General features: G+C 42.6%; 13 protein-coding genes and 1 pseudogene. 8 read left to right on the forward strand and 6 right to left on the reverse strand.

The annotated features are described in order from the left end of the window. Positions 1 to 61 precede the first annotated feature (61 nt). Positions 62 to 1,381, reverse strand: coding sequence for a hypothetical protein (locus FN961_RS01450; protein WP_143562763.1), 1,320 nt, complete (start codon positions 1,379 to 1,381; stop codon positions 62 to 64). A 114-nt stretch (positions 1,382 to 1,495) separates the two neighbouring features. Here FN961_RS01450 and FN961_RS01455 point away from each other — a divergent pair. Continuing rightward, positions 1,496 to 1,715: pseudogene (locus FN961_RS01455) on the forward strand (transposase domain-containing protein); the annotation flags it as partial. A 392-nt stretch (positions 1,716 to 2,107) separates the two neighbouring features. On the opposite strand, the gene FN961_RS01460 reads toward FN961_RS01455, so the two are convergent. Together FN961_RS01460 and FN961_RS26115 are read right to left on the reverse strand one after the other, a co-directional pair. After that, complete coding sequence (locus tag FN961_RS01460; protein ID WP_143562764.1) at positions 2,108 to 3,154, reverse strand: DUF4917 family protein; 1,047 nt, start codon at positions 3,152 to 3,154, stop codon at positions 2,108 to 2,110. 42 nt (positions 3,155 to 3,196) lie between these two features. Then, positions 3,197 to 3,328, reverse strand: coding sequence for a hypothetical protein (locus FN961_RS26115; RefSeq protein ID WP_268241145.1), 132 nt, complete (start codon positions 3,326 to 3,328; stop codon positions 3,197 to 3,199). 579 nt (positions 3,329 to 3,907) lie between these two features. On the opposite strand from FN961_RS26115, the gene FN961_RS25715 reads away from it, so the two are divergent. Further along, a complete protein-coding gene (locus tag FN961_RS25715) occupies positions 3,908 to 4,060 on the forward strand; it encodes a hypothetical protein (protein WP_185972683.1) in 153 nt (50 codons plus the stop codon). Positions 4,061 to 4,522: 462 nt separating this feature from the next. On the opposite strand, the gene FN961_RS01465 is transcribed toward FN961_RS25715, so the two are convergent. Then, positions 4,523 to 5,446, reverse strand: a complete 924-nt coding sequence (locus tag FN961_RS01465) for an LpxL/LpxP family Kdo(2)-lipid IV(A) lauroyl/palmitoleoyl acyltransferase (RefSeq protein ID WP_143562765.1) — start codon at positions 5,444 to 5,446, stop codon at positions 4,523 to 4,525. 146 nt (positions 5,447 to 5,592) lie between these two features. Here FN961_RS01465 and hldE point away from each other — a divergent pair, with 146 nt between their 5' ends. From hldE to FN961_RS01480, 3 genes are all read left to right on the forward strand, one after another. Next, entirely contained in the window at positions 5,593 to 7,023 is a 1,431-nt protein-coding gene (hldE, locus tag FN961_RS01470; RefSeq protein ID WP_143562850.1) for a bifunctional D-glycero-beta-D-manno-heptose-7-phosphate kinase/D-glycero-beta-D-manno-heptose 1-phosphate adenylyltransferase HldE, read from the forward strand. Next, positions 7,020 to 7,865 carry a hypothetical protein gene (locus FN961_RS01475; RefSeq protein ID WP_143562766.1) on the forward strand — a complete coding sequence of 282 codons (846 nt, stop codon included), beginning with the start codon at positions 7,020 to 7,022 and terminating at the stop codon, positions 7,863 to 7,865. The genes hldE and FN961_RS01475 overlap by 4 nt, the downstream gene beginning before the upstream one ends. A 140-nt stretch (positions 7,866 to 8,005) precedes the next feature. Continuing rightward, positions 8,006 to 8,485 carry a TetR/AcrR family transcriptional regulator gene (locus tag FN961_RS01480; RefSeq protein ID WP_143562767.1) on the forward strand — a complete coding sequence of 160 codons (480 nt, stop codon included), beginning with the start codon at positions 8,006 to 8,008 and terminating at the stop codon, positions 8,483 to 8,485. A 29-nt stretch (positions 8,486 to 8,514) separates the two neighbouring features. On the opposite strand, the gene FN961_RS01485 is transcribed toward FN961_RS01480, so the two are convergent. Then, positions 8,515 to 8,781 (reverse strand): hypothetical protein, encoded by a 267-nt coding sequence (locus tag FN961_RS01485; RefSeq protein WP_143562768.1) that lies wholly within the window; start codon positions 8,779 to 8,781, stop codon positions 8,515 to 8,517. A gap of 324 nt (positions 8,782 to 9,105) precedes the next feature. Here FN961_RS01485 and FN961_RS01490 point away from each other — a divergent pair, with 324 nt between their 5' ends. After that, positions 9,106 to 9,693 carry a hypothetical protein gene (locus FN961_RS01490; protein ID WP_143562769.1) on the forward strand — a complete coding sequence of 196 codons (588 nt, stop codon included), beginning with the start codon at positions 9,106 to 9,108 and terminating at the stop codon, positions 9,691 to 9,693. An 11-nt stretch (positions 9,694 to 9,704) separates the two neighbouring features. After that, positions 9,705 to 10,787 carry a rhomboid family intramembrane serine protease gene (locus tag FN961_RS01495; RefSeq protein ID WP_143562770.1) on the forward strand — a complete coding sequence of 361 codons (1,083 nt, stop codon included), beginning with the start codon at positions 9,705 to 9,707 and terminating at the stop codon, positions 10,785 to 10,787. Positions 10,788 to 10,856: 69 nt separating this feature from the next. On the opposite strand, the gene FN961_RS01500 is transcribed toward FN961_RS01495, so the two are convergent. Next, positions 10,857 to 12,221, reverse strand: a complete 1,365-nt coding sequence (locus FN961_RS01500) for a MipA/OmpV family protein (protein ID WP_143562771.1) — start codon at positions 12,219 to 12,221, stop codon at positions 10,857 to 10,859. A gap of 343 nt (positions 12,222 to 12,564) precedes the next feature. Here FN961_RS01500 and FN961_RS01505 point away from each other — a divergent pair, with 343 nt between their 5' ends. Next, the gene (locus tag FN961_RS01505) at positions 12,565 to 14,352 is read left to right on the forward strand and encodes an assimilatory sulfite reductase (NADPH) flavoprotein subunit (RefSeq protein ID WP_143562772.1); all 1,788 of its coding nucleotides are present in this window, start codon (positions 12,565 to 12,567) and stop codon (positions 14,350 to 14,352) included. Positions 14,353 to 14,356: the final 4 nt, after the last annotated feature.

Raw genomic sequence — 14,356 nt, forward strand, 5'->3', positions numbered from 1 at the left:
CACTGACCCCACATATTCTGTTAATGGTTTGACTGTGTTGTGCTATCAGTTACTAGTAGGTTTAATTAAGCGATGTCATTGTATGTGGATTAAATCGGGCATCAACTTCATGACGGTTATAACCTGACTCTATCAGCCTACTTTCAAACTCTTCCTCGCTAAAGCAAATTCCAGTTCTTGATAGAAAGTTAAAGATATTATCGATGTAGAAGTTGTTTTGTTCATGTTCCTGAAGGTTTTGTGATATTTCATCAAGATCTAAGCCTTTATGTTCTGGTATCTCTATACAGTTCAAGAAAACCCTATAAATTTCTGAGTTGTTTTCATTGTACTTAAGATGTAGAGATATTACCTCTTCATGAAACCGAGAGTAATCGTTGGTATAATAGGGATGTTCGATAGCTAGCAGCCAACTAGTGTATTCTCCAAGTCTCACCAAGCTTTCTAATGTTTTACTTCCACTAATTGCTAAAGATTCAAAAAAACTAATTTTGTTATTGTCTGAGTTATTTTCAAAATAACTATTTAAAATGGAAATAGTCTCTTCATCAGAAAATGGCTTAGACATTAGAATATATGTTAAATCAGACTGTGAGTAGAGGTTGGTAAAAGGTCCATTTAATTTTTTTATAAATAGTAATCTTTCAATAAACGAGTAATCAAGGATTTCGTCTAAGTATACTATTTTTTTACTTGCTAGAGATAAGATCACATTTCGAATGATGTCAGTATTCTTTAGTAGTATAATGCTGTTAAACCATGACTTAATCCATGATACGTCATCTTTATTATTCAAAATATTTTTGTGCGATGAAAATATTTTGTATCTAGAATCCTGAGATAACCAACAGTCAAAATCAAATAAGTGTGATGAGTTGATAAAATCTAGATAACAAGTCACAGAAACAATTGCATCAGCTGAAAGTTCTGTGAACTCAGAAAACAATGTGGCTGGAGTTTTGAACTTTATTAGAATATCAAGCAGGCTGCTCAACTCATGATCTGAGTTAAATTTTAGATGTTGAAAATGTCTTTTGAATAATAATCTTTCATCAGTATTCAGAGCATGTTCAATTATCTGTATATCAACATTTTGGCCTATATAATCGTATGCGGATCTTGCGCTATCTGCGAAATCTTCCAAAATTAAGTGCTCATTTAATTTCAGTAACTCGGGTAGTACTTTATGCATATGATGAACCTCACACGCATAATCCATGGCTAGGAACCTTAGACAATTAAGGGAGTTATGCTCTATCGCCAGTAAGAATACCTCATCAAAATCTAGACGAAAATGATGGTTTTCTTCACTTAACTCACTATGGAAAACGTCTAAATTGTCTGTTTTAACTAAGTCTAAAGCTTCTTTCTGCTTCAACATGGATGTAACTGCCTAAACAATAATCTGATAGTTAGAGGTTATCATGAGTGTATACAGTTGTATAGTGTGTATATATGCATTTAAGGTACATGATTGTATGGAGTAAAAACTAAAGGACGTAAAAACTGGTTGTTCAACCACAACCATCAGCGGTGCTGAAGCCAGCGCTATTTTATACAGCATCATAGAAACCGCTAAAGCTAACGGTCTTATTCTGTTCGATTACATCGAATATTGTTTGGAGCAGTTATCTCACCCTGATTGCGACTTCAATAGCCTCTTACCCTGGCTCGTCAAGTTGAGCAACGAACAAAGGCGAACAAAGGGGTCGTAACGAATTAACTAATGGTTAAATCGAAGAGATAACCTTCTTGTAAATCAGTAAGTGTAGATACGGCTGCGAGCTTCGACTTCAGGGATAAAGTCGTAGAGCGTATAGGGATTTTACAGCACCTCGCAGAAGTGTCCGTACACACCACGCTGGAGGCGATAGATAACCTTAAAGGTACTATCTTCAAGCACACCAGCAAATATCAAATCAGCCAGAAGCTAAATAAGACAATGTAATTAGTCTTCATTCAAACAGAATTTAACTTGCCACCCACAATTAATAACATAGGCCGCGTTCACACCTTATTGCTTATCTCTTCGATTTGAGCCAATGAGCTACGACTCCTTTGTTAGGCTAGTGAAAAGTGAGCTTGATTATATGGCAGTCCTCTGAAGTTAAATATTTGACGACGCTCCCCATACATCAACTGACGATGAATCATAAAACTCAAATGTTTTTAAGGGGTAGGATTTACGCCACTTTTCAATTTTACTAATTATAATCTGGTTATGAGGCTCGGTTGGACTTCCAAAGAGACCTATAAATATTTTTAGTTTTCTGTTATTCCTATTAATAAAATCAAATACATGATCATCTTCATCCCGGATAGAATGTCCAAATATAAATAGGTTTCCAGTGATGCTTTTTAAGGAAGAGAATGTTCTTGATAAGTACCCATTCTTTTTAATTCTAGCTAGCTTGTGTTCAGTTGTTCCCTCAGAGATAAAAACTGGAAACCTATCTTGGCTAATTGCATTTTTAACTTGATCAGCTAGTGGTACGCCCAAGTTTGCATAGGATAGTTTTTCAATATCTGAGCCATCACTAAATATATGCATTGCTCCATGAATGTAGTATGTACTTTGGCCATTCTCTCTACCTATTTCCCAATGTAACGAAGTATCTCGTTCTTCCTCCGGAATGTATTCATCAGAGTGAGGGTGGCGAAAACCGTCATCACATGGCAATCTCAGCGCCTTATCTTCATTAAAATGCATTAAGACCCAGTATAGAATTAGATCGTAGTTAAATGTGTAAGTTTTTCCCGTTTCAAAGTTAAGAAGAAACCTACGGCAGCTTTCATACTGATGATCTGTTATTTCTGAAGGTTTCGGCGGATGAGATTTGGATATTACGTGTATCAAAGTTCTTTTAAGCTCTTCAATATCTGAATGAATATGATTAGTAATACCCTCAGATGAATCATAGTGTTGAACAATATCCACTGCTTCTAGTAAACGCCTCATGACAAATTCAAAGTCATGTGTATCTATAGCATCAAAAAGCATATTGATACGTTCAGATTCAATATTTTCGGCCAGTTGTTTGTAGTTAAATATTGAGGGAAATAGTGAAACACTAAAACCGTTACCAAGCATTAAGTGCTTCTTAGTGCTTCCTGCTTGGGCGATGCACTCTTCGAAAGTTTTTATTTGTGTCACAGGTTTCGTCCCCTATAAATATTTATTGCTAAATCAAAATGACTATTTACCCTTTTTGTGTTTATGGACATCTAAATCGGGGTGCTTTGGCTTATTTTCTGGTGTAACACGTCGTCTTTGGTCCGTTTTACCTGTTGATGGTGCGATTGGTTTAGGACCTGGTTTGATACTCACAATAAACTCCATAAAATAAATGTATTACTCACAGTCAAATCTAGCTGATTGGGTGTTTCTGGGATATGCGTGTTCGTCACAAATTGTGATAAAAATATTGGGGAAGGCTGATTTAAATCAACTAGTTGTATTGCTCGCTGGAGTAAAGCTTACTCTTAGTACCTTTGATATTAAGAGTGTTGAGCTTGGTTCTTCCCTAATTGGCGGTCTCTCTGTCATCTGCTTACCGCATGTTAAGACGAGTTCAGCCTGCATTCCCTAGCTGTTTAGATAATACCCTACATATTCTATGGTATTCAATATGCATTGAAGTAATACACTGAAATATAAGTGGTTGCACTAGATTTTGTTGGTGGGAGGAGATAAACACTGGTTTAATGGTTTTAGCCAGCTTTTCTCTCTGTTTCTCTTGTGCTTTTGCTCCTCTCCGTGTTCCTCCGTGCACTCCGTGGTGAATCGCTTTTATCTCTAAAAACAAAGGGGTCGTAACGAATTAACTAATGGTTAAATCGAAGAGATAACCTTCTTGTAAATCAGCAAGTGTATATGCGGCTGCGAGTTTCCAAAACAGGGCTGAAAATGTTCCCTCCATCTCTAGACATTTCCACCACCCATGGCGGTCAGATGTACTGGCAGCATGCCACAGAAGTAACTGTGCATACCTCGCTGGAGGCGATAGATAGTCATGAAGGGGTGGCATTCAACAACCCAACTCAATACACATTCAGCTAAAAGCTTTCAGCTAGATCCTACTTTATAGCAACAAGAGCAGTTCAGGATGACGGTTAGCGCATAAAAAATGTCATCAGCCTTCATTCGAAGGCTGGGTAACTTTGGGCTGAATGAGTTAGTTCTTCCTGCCAATAAATCCAAATCGAAGAGACTGATGAATAGGTGTAGATGCGGCAGTGACCGTCCGTGACATGGCCGTTCTATGACATCCATGTCACCACGGCATTCGTGAATCCATTCACATCAGATGTCACGGCCGAGACTATAGGGATATACTGGTGTCGTGTCACTGAAGTAGCTGCACATACCTCGCAGGAGGCGATAAGCAGCAATGAAGGGCTGACTTTCAAAAACCTACCCAATACCAAACCAGCCAAATGAACCAGATCAGAAAATGTAATCAGCCTTCATTCGAAGGCCGCACAATTTTGATGAAGAGAGCCAACTGTGACGATTCACCAGTTAATATACTGATGGGTCACTCTCATTAGGCCGTGTCTTAAATCGTCTGTGTAACCACATATATTGAGCGCGATTCTTGTTGATGATCTGCTCAATAATGTGGTTGCCTCGTTTGGCATCTTCGACTTCATCTTTGGTTGGGAAGTCATTTAATGGTGGCGATATTTCGATGGTGTAACCCTTATCATCAGCATTGCGCACCACGCTAAATGGCAGCACCTTTGCTTTTCCAAGGCGGGCTAACGTCGTGGCACCCGTGATGGTTGCCGCGTCTGGCATGGCGAAAAAGGGGATAAAAGTGGCACTTGAACGTCCGAAGTCTTGATCGGCGGTATACCAGATCACATCAGGGGTTCGAAGACAACGAACCATCTGACGCAGGTCGCGTTTAGAAACAAGCGCCTTGTTAGATCTAAGTCGTCCCTTTACCTGAAGGTATTCCATGACGGGATTATTGTGTGGGCGATAGACGCCGACGCCAGGTTGAAACTGTCCAAATATTCTAGCGCCCATCTCTAGAGGTAAACAGTGTACGGCGAATAATATCACCCCGTGCCCGTCGTTGAGGGTCTGCTGCACATGTTCTTGGCCTGTAATGCTCATGTGGCGCTGCACTTTTTCGTCTGACCACCACCAAGCATTGATGGTGTCGAAGACTGCCTTGCCGGTTTCTTCAAAATTTCTAGTTAGCAATTCATCTTGTTCTGCTTGCGGCATATCGGGGAAGCAGAGCGCTAAATTTCGCTTTGCTGTGTTGACGCGACCGCCGATAAGCTTCTTCGCTATTCGGCCTATTGTCGCCCCTATTTTCATCTGAATGGCTAAGGGAAGTAGCTGGGTTAAGCGCATTAAGCCGACCCCAAGCCAGAGTAGCCAGAATTTTGGATGATATAGATGATTTGAAAATTGCGCTTTTTCTACCACGGTGAACTCGAAAGATTATGAACCTGATGGGCTATTCTAACGTAATTTTATTGTAAATGGCTGCAAAATTACTGCTGAACTTGGCTCCAATTAATCACAAAATTAGGTACAATCAATGATTAATTTTGAAAACAGATATGAGCGTTATGAAGGTTTCTCTGCCAGCATTTGAAAAAGCTAAGGTTTTAGTCGTCGGTGATGTGATGTTAGATCGTTACTGGACTGGCCCTACCGGCCGTATTTCCCCAGAAGCGCCAGTACCTGTGGTACAAATAAAACAGATAGAAGACAGACCCGGCGGTGCGGCAAACGTTGCCTTAAATGTGGCAACCTTAGGTGGGCAAGTGTGCCTTGCTGGCATTGTGGGTAATGATGAAACCGCTCAAGCGCTCACCAAAGGGATTCAGGCGTTAGGTGTTGAGGCTAACTGGCATTGCGTTGAGGGCAAACCTACCATCACTAAACTTAGAGTGATGTCTAGAAATCAGCAGCTTATCCGTTTAGATTTTGAGGAAGCTTACGCAGTTGAAGAGAGTGTCGCTCTGTTTAAGAAAACCGAAGCGCTGCTTGATGGTGTTGGTGTGGTGATTCTTTCTGATTACGCCAAAGGTGCAATCACCGACCCCCAGAACTTTATCAAGCTCGCAAAATCCAAAGGTGTAAAAGTCTTGGTTGATCCTAAAGGCAGTGATTTTTCTCGCTACCGAGGTGCTTCGCTACTCACGCCTAACATGAGCGAATTTGAAGGTGTTGTTGGTGCGGTTACCTCTGAAGCTGATTTAGTGGAAAAAGCGCAAGCCTTGTTAGCTGACTTTGAGATTGACGCTATATTAGTGACGCGCTCTGAAAAGGGCATGACCCTTATTACCGCACAAGGGCCTGAACTGCATATTCCAACAGTGGCTCGTGAAGTCTATGACGTGACGGGGGCTGGTGACACTGTGATCTCGGCACTGGCAACCGCGTTAGCGGCGGGCAGTGAACTGCCTCAAGCTTGTGCGATTGCAAATACAGCCGCGGGCATTGTTGTGGCCAAACTTGGTACTTCAACAGTGAGCCGTATTGAGTTGATTAAGGCGTTGTCTCTGAGTCATGGAGAATCGGGTTTTGGTTCGGTGAGCGAAGATCAATTAGCCTACGCGTTAGAACAGGCAAGGCTTAGAGGCGAGCGTGTTGTGATGACCAATGGTTGTTTCGATATTTTGCACGCCGGCCATGTGAGTTATCTAAAACAAGCTAAAGACTTAGGTGACCGTTTGATCGTTGCTGTTAACGATGATGCGTCAGTCAAACGCTTGAAGGGCGAAGGACGTCCTGTTAATCAGGTTGATCGCCGCATGGCCGTATTAGCTGGGCTCGCCTCGGTTGATTGGGTGGTTCCTTTCAGTGAAGATACCCCACAGCGGATTATCGCAAGGCTGCTTCCGGATCTGCTTGTTAAAGGCGGAGACTATAAGATTGAAGAGATTGCCGGTGGTGAAGAGGTGATGGCATCGGGTGGCAGCGTGATGGTGCTAGGGTTTGAAGATGGTATTTCAACTACTAAGATTATTGAAAATATCATGGCCAATCAGTGAGCTGGACGGCATTTGCGCTAACGACTAGCTTACTGTTGGCTCCGGTTGACACTAAGCAGGTGGTGTTGTGTGAGGCGTCGTTACTCAAGTCGTGCCTGAAAAACCTTTCTGTTGACGTTCGCGGGCAGTTGCCCGCCAGTGTTAATGATATTAAACAGTTATTAGGTCAGCGCGGCGCGATGGTATTGCCCCTTGACGATAAACGCGTGGCTGGCGTGGTTCTGCTTGCTCGTGATCAGCTGCCACAATCGCTTTCAATTGAGCTGTCTGGTTCACTGCATTCATTTACCTTATCAGAACAGTTGGCGGTCACTCTTTGGCATGAGGTCGGTCACCTTGAGGCGATAAACTTGGTGGCGTTGGGCGTATTTGACACTCTCTCCTCCTACCGTCATGAATGGGTCGCGGATTGTTATCTTATCTGGCGTTCAGCCAAAGAGGGCAAAGGGCTGGATTTGGCGTGGCAGCAGTATCATCGCCGCAACCTTAATATGATGCAAAACGCTGATAACATCAGCCACTGGACCGTGCCTGTGATGGCGCAAGTGCTTCAACACTACGACGCTGAACAGTTAGCTAGCTTTCATCGTTTTAGTGATTTCATGCAAGATGCGCTACCTCGATTGTTTGAAGAGGAGCAAGATACGTTAGATGAGTTTGCCAGCTTGTTTCATCGAACATTCAATACACAGGCTATGCAACTATTGCCAGATTATATGTTTTGGCGTAAACCTGTTTTAGCGCAACTGCTGGAACCCACACTTGTGTCGTTACTGGGTGAGTCAGCAGCCAGAGATTGGATGCAAAAACAGAATCTTCCCCTCCAAATCAGCCATCTTTAGGTTTTAAACTGAACCTTAGCTGAACCCTTCCTCATTAGTCGTCTTATTGGGCAAGTTACTAAAGAATTCCCTAATTTGGTTTGATAGCATCTGTGATGACTGTTTAAAACAATAACGATATCGAATAGGGAGGCGCTCAAATGGCCAAGCGTTCTAAAATAGAAACAGAGCAAACGATTAATAATATTATGGAGGAGGCGCTTAAACAGCTGCTCAATCTTGGTTACGATTCCATGTCTTATACGACCTTGTCACAAGCGACAGGGATAAGCCGTACTGGAATAAGTCATCACTTTCCTCACAAAGCTAATTTCCTTATGCGTCTGGATCCGCAAATCTGCCGTCTGTTTCAAGATGAGTTGGATTTTACCAGTTTAGCAACCCTTGAAGACTCATGGGTCCGATCTCTACAACAACCAACCAGTCGCATGGTGCTTAGATTGTTTTTTAGCTTATGTGGTGATTTAAGTCGGGAAGTGGTTCAGTTTAAGGCGGTGGATTTAGCAAAAGAGAAAGCTTACGAAGCATTTGGCGCTGATGGCGAGAAGCTGATAAGTGTGCTTCTCGGACAAAGTGCTGTTCTACTTTTATCACTACCGACTCAGGTTCAAGCGGCATAATTTTTCTAAAGCAGCCTTGTTGCTGACTGCTAACGATTCTCTCGTAGTATCAATGCTGGGGCAAAGTCGATATCACCCTCACTATCGATAGTTACAAGTTTATCGTCTTGCCTGGCGACCGCGGTTTTCTCATGGCTAGATTGCCTAACAAAAAGAAGCTGGTATCCAAGTTTTGCAAGTGTATAAAACGCAAATCTTTGTGCTGTAGAAAGCCTGTCCCAATGTTGATCGATATGAGGCTGCTCTAGCCTTCTGTCATCACAACCTGGCGTCGTATTAATAGCGGCAACTTGCATCGTTAAACCCCTGTCAAAGATTTGAGAAATCTATAGTGGTGTCACTATATAAGCAGATGTTTAACTATCATGCAAGTTTGGCTTGTTCATTAGCCCAGTATAGAAAATGGCTAATGAAAGGCTTGCTCTCACCTTATCTCTGACATTGATGATTACTCATTACTTTTCCTCTACTTAATGACCTCAACTCTGGCAGGATTATCTGTGGTCAGGTATTATCCCAGCAGTGTTACACTGCAATGCAATGTCGTTACATTTGCGGGTATAATTTAACACTGCCCTGAGTTGGGCATTATGTGCAGAAATTAAGGAGTATGACAGGATATGGAGATCTCTCCACCACCCCAAGCTAGCAGAGAATCTGTTAAACGTTTTCCCCAGCTAGATAATCAAGAGTTGATAAAGTCGAGTTTTTGGATAAGCCAAGTCTTTATGATCATAGCAACGGTGGCGGGTGTATACCTTGCCGCACAAGAGGGTCTATCTCAGGCTATCACCTTTGATACATTAACTAACAAGCAAAATAACTACTATTTGCGTCATGCACTTTATGATGAACTTAGTGATAATGTTAAAGAAGTTAATAGTTATGCTGATGTCATTGTTGCGAAGTCAGCATTTGAGAGGAAAAACTTTCATCCCAATATGGCTACATTTGTCTGGGAGAACATGCGTTATTCTCAATACACTTTGGAGACGCCTTCGGCTATTTTATCTGATACTCGCCGCTTTTATATGCAAGCAGAAGATATCGTCAATAAAATCGAGACACGTTTTTATGGGGCAAAATATGGTAGCGGTTTATTGAAAGAGTTGACCGAAAAGGTCTCAACTCAAACCTTACCTGCATTAAAAGCGAATTACACAGAGCTCGCTGCTGAACTAAGCCGAAACGACATCATAGTCGAGTAAAGGAGATTAACATGATTATGACCTGTCCAAGCTGTAATAGTGGTGGCATGAAAGAGTACGATTTTCATGGTGAAGAGGTAGATAGTTGCCAACATTGTGGTGGTCTCTGGTTTGAAAATGGTGAGCTAAATAGCGCGCTTTCTACTGCTGATAATGGCGACAACTGTGTTCGTGTTGAGGAGAACTTAGGTCAACACTTAGGTGTTTCTAAGCGTCTTTGTCATGATTGTCATGAGAGTATGCAGCATTACCATTTGATGGATGGCTATCAAATTGAGGTCGATGTTTGCCATAGTTGTAGTGGCCTATGGATCGATGAAGAGGAGAGAGTGAAAGTTGTACAGTCTCCTACTGTTAAGGCTTTACTTGCTGATTTAGACGCCAAAATTAGCGTTAAAACTTGGGTCTTCCAGTTCTTGTCGCAAATGCCTATCGAGTTCAACCTTAAACCTAAATCTCGTCCTGTGGTGACTTACATGCTGCTGGCGTTAAATATCCTGATCTTTTTAGCGTATGGTTTTGACCTACAAACAACCGAAACCGTGTTCGACAGTTTTGCTATGCGATCGAATGAAGTGCTCGCGGGGAATCAACCTTGGACGTTAATCAGTCACATGTTTCTCCATGGCGGCTTAATGCACCTTATTGGAAATATGTATTTTCTCTATGTGGTTGGCGATAACTTAGAAGATGCATTGGGTCGAATGACGTTTTTTGGTGTGTATATTATCTGTGGTTTAGCGGCCGCTGCAGCGCAAATCGCATCAGAGCCGGGCTCGGGTGTTTACATGGTGGGAGCAAGTGGTGCGATTGCTGGCTTGTTCGGCATGTACCTAATGTGGTTCCGTCATGCTAGCTTGACCTTCATGTTTGTGGTTTATCAGAAAAAGCTAAGCCCTATGGCGTTTTTTGCTATCTGGTTAGCCTTTAACGTTTTAGGCTTGTTTATGGCTGGAGATGGCGTGGCTTACTGGGCACACATTGGTGGCTTTGTTGCTGGGCTGATTATCGGTGCTGCATTAAAAGAGCAAGTGATGGCGTCAAATCCTATTCTTGCCATGATGAATGAGCCTGAGATTAAGATTGCTCGCTAGTTTGAAAAACGAATTTAAAAAGTAATAAAAGGCTGCAGTTGCAGCCTTTTTATTGTTTAACTTATACCATTAGAAATGCCATTGAAGATAAACACTTTGGTAGTTACTGCCACCGCCGATTCTACCGAACGCGGAGCTTTTCTCATAAATACCAGAACGATGATGAATACTGTAGCCAAGCCATAGGTTGCGCATATCATGACGCTTAAAAATGTCGCCTAAATTAACGTCCAATGAGAAATCTAAATAGTTGAGTAGTTTAGAGGGAGCGTATCCTTTCTCTTCTAACTCAGTCCCTTCGATGTGGCTCACTGTGCTGATGTAAGATAATCCCTCTGCCACACCCAAGCGCCATCTAGGGCCAAACTCGAAGGTGTAGAAGGCTTTGATTGCAATGACAGCCTCGGCCAGATCACTTTGCACTTCAGAATCATGATGCCAAATGGCCCCGGGGGTGAAATACAGTTCGATAGGCAAAGTAAATAGCGTGTCGGTTAAACGGACACCGTAAAACAACGAAGTGAGCTGATTATTGTAGGGGTCTGTTCGTGCATGACCTGTCATTATCTCATTGAGATTCGACGGCGTGGCCCACCCGTGCGCTAAACGTAAAAACTCACCGTCGTCATTGCCCTCAGGTGAAGCTGATTTTTGTGCCATCGACTTTCTGCTTTTGCTGTCGGGATAGAAAGCAAAGCCGAAATAGGATTCATACTGATATTGACTGTCCATCGTGGGTAGATGGGCAATATCATCTTCGAGACGACCTAGGCCAAATTGACCTAGCAGGTACAGATTACTGGCGAGATGATAGCGCGCCTTAACGCCAGCTTTAAACTCAATCCCAGCCCCTACGTCATACTGATCTAAGCCGTAATAGTATTCGTTGAAATCGGCGCTCTTCCAGTGAAACTCCGCATAGGGGTTGATGTAAAAATCTCCCTCTTCCCAGTGATACTGGGTACGGGTAAAGCCGTAGCTGCGTTTGTTAGAGTCCGACAGTATGGCTGCATCAGCTTCCCAAGGCCCTTTTAAGAAGCGATATTGCAGGCCAAAATCGAATGCTTGTGATTGCGACTCATTTTGCAGACTTTGGGGAATATCGACAAATCTGAAACGGGTGTAGGCGTTAACCTGATGGAGATCGTTTTTCCAAAGATGAACACCAGCTTCCATCCCCTCGATGAAGAAATAGTCATTCCGATATTTGATCATCGGTAAAATATCATACACTTCGTCATCTTCTGTCGCATAGGGAATGTCACCGCGTCTCATGCCTATCCCTAAGCCCCAAATATCGGTTTGATATTGAGTTTCATAGAGCGTTTCGTGTTGCGACTCAGATGTGTTGGTTTCACTGCTTTCTGAGGCTGTACAAACGTGAGGTAAAACTAAGGCGGTAATGACAGATATGATGCGAGCGTGATATTTCATAGTCTCATTGTTTTAAGCAAAACTTAGCAGCAAGTATAGAATGAAACAACTCAGTTAAATATAGGTTATTAACTTAATAGACAATTTAATAGTGGGTGCCTAAGTTAAATCAATCCATATGTTTGCAAACGTATAATTTACTACTTCCACTCTACTTATTAATAGGCTGTTAGTCTGTGTTTTTGTGATTATCCAGTGTGATGAACTGAGGCTCGTTTTTTGCTAAACAAGGGGCTCTCTTTTTCCTATATTCCAAAAAAGCATTAAAAATCAGATTTTATTCTTTTTTGGTTTTGCTTATAGGGGCTAAGCTAACAACATTACACTGAATAGGGCTGTTCCCATGTTGTTAAAAGAGCTTTCATCATTCGCTTCTCCTTTGTCTCAAGGGCAAGTAGAAAAGTTAAAACAGCTTACTTCTGAGCTGAGTGCCGTTCAACTAGCTTGGGTGAGTGGTTACTTATCTGCTACGGCAGAGCAGGGAACTGGCCAAGTCGGCGTTGAAGCCGCTGCTCCTGCACAAACGATCACTATTTTATATGGTAGCCAGACCGGGAATGGCAGAGGTGTTGCCAATGAGTTGGCCGCTAAAGCTAAAGCTCAAGGGTATGCGGTTAACTTAGCCTCTATGGGTGAGTACAAGGTACGCCAGCTTAAGCAGGAAACCTTATTATTAGCTGTGGTGAGTACACATGGTGAAGGTGAGGCGCCGGATGATGCGCTTGAACTGCATAAGTTTTTGGCTTCTAAGCGAGCCCCTAACTTAGAAAATTTACACTATTCAGTGTTGGCCTTAGGGGATTCAAGTTATGAATTTTTCTGCCAGACAGGTAAAGATTTTGATGAAAGATTAAGTGGTCTTGGTGCCAAAGCTATTCAGCCACTTGTCGAGTGTGATGTCGATTATGAAGAGGCAGCTGAGCAGTGGCAGTTGGATGTGTTGAAAGGCGTTAAACCGCTGATACAAACATCAAGTGCAAGTGTTGTCTCTATCGGCTCCTCAGCAAGCGTTGGCGAGAGCCAGTTTACCAAGCAGAAGCCTTATACAGCAGAATTATTGGTTAGCCAGAAATTAACCGGTCGTGATTCTGATCGTGATGTACGTCATGTAGAGATTGATTTAGGTGAATCTGAGCTCAGCTATCAAGCGGGTGATGCACTCGGAGTTTGGTTTAGTAACAGTGCCGAGTTGGTTGAAGAGGTCCTCACTAAGCTATCTTTGGATGGCGATACAGAAGTGACGGTGGCTAAAGGTTCACTGTCGTTGAAACAGGCATTAATTGAAAAGAAAGAACTCACTCAACTTTATCCAGGGTTAGTTAAAGGCTGGGCTGAATTAAGTGGTGATGCTGAGCTGCTTAAGATTGTTGAAGATAAGGAGCTGACGCGTCAGTTTGTACTTAATCATCAACTGGCAGATTTGGTTGCTCAATATCAGGTCAATATTACTCCGGTGCAGTTAATTGAACTGCTTCGTCCTATTACTCCACGCTTGTATTCAATTGCATCTAGTCAGTCAGAAGTTGAGTCAGAAGTGCATTTGACTGTGGCGTTGGTTGAAGACGAACGTGATGGTGCAGCCCGATTTGGCGGTGCATCGCAGTTCTTGGCGCAAGCAGCTGAGGGCGCAGAAGTGAAGGTATATGTTGAACCAAACAATCACTTTAGATTGCCTGAAAACCCCGATACACCAGTGATCATGGTTGGCCCTGGAACCGGTGTTGCGCCATTCCGTGCCTTTATGCAGGAAAGGGCTGCCCAGGGAGTTGAGGGCGATAGCTGGTTATTTTTCGGTAATCCTCATTTCGAACAAGATTTTCTCTATCAAACAGAGTGGCAGCAATACATTAAAGATGGCTCTTTGACACGCATCGATCTGGCTTTCTCTCGTGATCAAGCTCATAAAATTTATGTTCAAGACCGCATTGCAGAGCAAGGACAAGAGTTGTGGAAGTGGTTAGAGGCTGGAGCTCACCTCTATATTTGTGGTGACGCCGAGCGTATGGCCAAAGATGTCCACCAGGCACTGCTTGATGTTGCGGTTAAATTTGGTGGTAAAACCAGCGATGAGGCCGATGCCTTTTTAGAACAGCTTCGCACTGATAAGCGCTATCAGAAAGATGTGTACTAAGAAA

It is taken from the genome of Shewanella hanedai (genome assembly GCF_007197645.1).
Taxonomy (GTDB): Bacteria; Pseudomonadota; Gammaproteobacteria; order Enterobacterales; family Shewanellaceae; genus Shewanella; species Shewanella hanedai.